The organism is Streptomyces panacea, assembly GCF_040560175.1.
Classification (GTDB): Bacteria; Actinomycetota; Actinomycetes; order Streptomycetales; family Streptomycetaceae; genus Streptomyces; species Streptomyces panacea.
In genome coordinates this window covers 1-3,381 of record NZ_JARJHW010000334.1, presented here as the reverse complement: position 1 = coordinate 3,381, position 3,381 = coordinate 1, and the positions used below count along the sequence as shown (strand labels likewise).

Sequence of the window (3,381 nt, the reverse complement as noted above, 5' to 3'; positions counted from 1 at the left end):
CGACCTCCGCATGGCCGCGCGCCGCCCTCCGCGCGTCGGCCACCCGGCTCGGTGAACGGCGCGTTGTGAGTGCAGTATGTTAGATCCCGCAGTCCATTGTGCTGCCCTAATCGATCTGGAGGAGGTCCCCCGTGGATGAGCCGCGTACCGCAGCCGTCGGTGTCACCGTCTCCGCACCCGAGGCCGCGGGGGTGGCCGCCGGGGCCCCGGCGGAGAAGGGGCGGCGGGCGCTCGGGCCCGTCGCGCTCGTCCTCGGGGGTGTCGTCTCCGTGCAGTTCGGCGCCGCCATCGCCGTCCTGCTGATGCCGCGCGCCGGCGCCGTCGGTGTGGTGACGCTGCGGCTCGTGCTCGCCGCCGTCGTGCTGCTCGTGGTCTGCCGGCCCAAGGTCCGTGGCCACTCGCGCGCCGACTGGGGCACCGTGCTGGTCTTCGGTGGCGTGCTGGCGGCGATGAACCTCCTCTTCTACCAGGCCGCCGACCGCATCCCGCTGGGCGCCGCCGTGACCCTGGAGGTCCTCGGCCCCCTCGCCCTCTCCGTGATCGCCTCCCGCCGGCTCGGCAACCTCCTGTGGGCCGGGCTCGCGCTGGTGGGTGTGTTGCTGCTCAGTGGTGGCGGATTCGACCGGCTCGATCCGGTGGGCGCGGCGTTCGCCGTCGGGGCCGGGGTGATGTGGGCCACGTACATCGTCTTCAGTGCCCGGATCGGGCAGCGCTTCCCGCAGGCCGACGGGCTCGCGCTCGCCATGGCCTTCGGTGCCGTGCTGACCCTGCCGCTGGGCGTCATGGAGGCCGGCTCGAAGCTGATCGTGCCGTCCACGGTCGGGCTGGCCCTCGCGGTCGCGCTGCTGTCGTCGGTCCTGCCGTACACCTTGGAACTGCTCGCCCTGCGGCGGCTGCCCGCGCCGACGTTCGCGATCCTCATGAGCGTCGAACCGGCCGTCGCCGCCATGGCCGGCTTCCTCCTCCTGAGCCAGGGCCTCTCCTTCACCGACGCCCTGGCGATCGCACTGGTCATCGCGGCGAGCATGGGTGCGGTCCGGACGCAGGCGCGCACCCGCAAGGCCGAGAGGCGGCTCGCGGGCCTGGAAGACCTCGCGGAGCTGAAGGATCTGAAGGAGCTGAAGGATCTCAAGGGCATGAAGGAGTAAAGCAAGCACGCTTGCTTGTTTCTCCGGGCGCTGCCATGCTCCGGGACACGTACGACGCCGTGTCCCGAGAGCCCGATCGGAGCGCATCCCGTGTCCGACCCTGCCGCGCCCCTCCTCGACGATCTGCGCAGCGAGAGCGAGGAAGTCGACCGGCTCGTGGCCGAGTTGGACGAAACGGGCTGGTCGCTCGCGACCCCGGCGGCCGGCTGGACCGTCGCCCACCAGATCGCCCATCTCGCCTGGACCGACCGCGCCTCCCTCCTCGCCGTGACCGACGAGGCCGCCTTCGCCGACGAGGCGGCGAAGGCCCTCGCCGCCCCCGGGACCTTCGTGGACGAGGGCGCCGAGGCCGGCGCCGTACTGCCGCCCGGCCAACTCCTCGCCCGCTGGCGCGAAGGCCGCGAACGGCTCCGGCGGGCGCTGCGCTCCGCACCCGCCGGTGCGCGATTCCCCTGGTACGGGCCGCCGATGAGCGCGCTGTCGATGGCCACCGCGCGTCTGATGGAGACCTGGGCGCACGGCCAGGACATCGCGGACGCCCTCGGCGTACGGCGCGAGCCGACCGCGCGGCTGCGGCATGTGGCCTGGATCGGCGTACGGGCCCGCGACTACGCCTACCTCGTCCGTGGCGAGCAGCCGCCCGCCGAGCCGTTCCGGGTGGAACTCACCTCCCCTGAGGGGGAGTTGTGGACATACGGCCCCGAGGGCGCCGGCCAGCGCGTCACCGGGCCCGCGCTCGACTTCTGTCTGCTCGTGACACAGCGCGCCCACCGCGCCGACCTCTCCGTACGGGCCGAGGGCGCGGACGCCGACCGGTGGCTGGACATCGCGCAGGCCTTCGCGGGCCCCGCCGGTCCCGGACGGGCGGCGAAGAGGGCATGACGAGGAACGTCACGACGACCGGCGCGGGGTCGACCGCCGCCCCGGATGTCCTGCGGATCGGGAACGCCTCCGGCTTCTACGGCGACCGCTTCGACGCGCTGCGCGAGATGCTCACCGGCGGCCCCCTCGATGTCGTCACCGGCGACTACCTCGCCGAGCTGACCATGCTCATCCTCGGCCGCGACCGGCTGAGGAACCCGGACTCCGGCTACGCCAAGACCTTCCTGCGGCAGCTGGAGGAAGGGCTCGGGCTCGCGCACGAACGCGGAGTGCGGATCGTCGCCAACGCGGGCGGGCTGAACCCGGCCGCGCTGGCCGGCGCGGTACGCGAACTCGCCGAGCGCGTAGGCGTCCCCGTCCGCGTCGCGCACGTCGAGGGCGACGACCTGCTGACGGGCGGTCGCGAGTGGGGCGAGGGCGTGCTCACCGCCAACGCCTACCTCGGCGGCGCCGGTATCGCGGAGTGCCTGCGCGCGGGCGCCGACGTGGTGGTGACGGGCCGGGTCACGGACGCGGCCCTGGTCACCGGACCCGCCGCCGCCCACTTCGGCTGGGGCCTCGATGATCCCGGCGACCTCGACGCGCTCGCGGGCGCGGTCGTCGCCGGGCACGTCCTGGAGTGCGGCACCCAGGCCACCGGCGGAAACTACGCCTTCTTCGGCGACCACGACGCACACGCCGTCCGCCGCCCCGGCTTCCCGCTCGCCGAACTCCACGCCGACGGCTCCGCCGTCATCACCAAGCACCCCGGCACCGGCGGGATCGTCGACATCGGCACCGTCACGGCGCAGTTGCTGTACGAGACCGGGGGAGCCCGGTACGCGGGACCCGACGTGACGGCCAGGCTCGACACCGTACGGATCACCGGGGACGGTCCCGACCGGGTCAGGATCTCGGGCGTACGCGGCGAGGCACCGCCCCCCACGCTCAAGGTCGGGCTGAACCGGATCGGCGGCTGGCGCAACGAGATCGTGTTCGTCCTCACCGGCCTCGACATCGACGCGAAGGCGCGGCTGGTGCGCGAGCAGGTCACCGACGCGCTGGCCGCCCGGCCGCCCGCCGACGTCCGTTGGGAGCTGGCCCGCACCGACCACGCGGACGCCGCCAGCGAGGAGACGGCAAGTGCCCTGCTGCGGCTGGTCGTTCGCGACAGCGACCCCGACGCCGTCGGCCGGGCGGTCAGCGGCGCGGCGATCGAGCTGGCGCTGGGCAGCTACCCCGGTTTCCATGTCACGGCGCCGCCCGGCAAGGGCGCGCCGTACGGCGTCTTCGAGGCGGCGTACGTGGACGCGGCCGGCGTCCCGCACACGGCCGTGCTGCCCGGCGGTGAACGCATCAGAATGACAACACC

3 protein-coding genes are annotated in these 3,381 nt (G+C 73.7%); all 3 read left to right on the top strand.

Going from position 1 to position 3,381, the window contains the following annotated elements; translation table 11 throughout:
• Positions 1-131: 131 nt before the first annotated feature.
• Positions 132-1,148: an EamA family transporter gene (locus tag P3L51_RS35595; protein ID WP_435594600.1), complete on the top strand. Its 1,017-nt coding sequence runs from the start codon at positions 132-134 to the stop codon at positions 1,146-1,148.
• A 90-nt stretch (positions 1,149-1,238) separates the two neighbouring features.
• A complete protein-coding gene (locus P3L51_RS35590) occupies positions 1,239-2,030 on the top strand; it encodes a TIGR03084 family metal-binding protein (protein ID WP_354609505.1) in 792 nt (263 codons plus the stop codon).
• On the top strand, positions 2,027-3,381 hold a 1,355-nt coding region (locus tag P3L51_RS35585), incomplete at its 3' end, for an acyclic terpene utilization AtuA family protein (protein ID WP_354609504.1). The genes P3L51_RS35590 and P3L51_RS35585, both read left to right, overlap by 4 nt.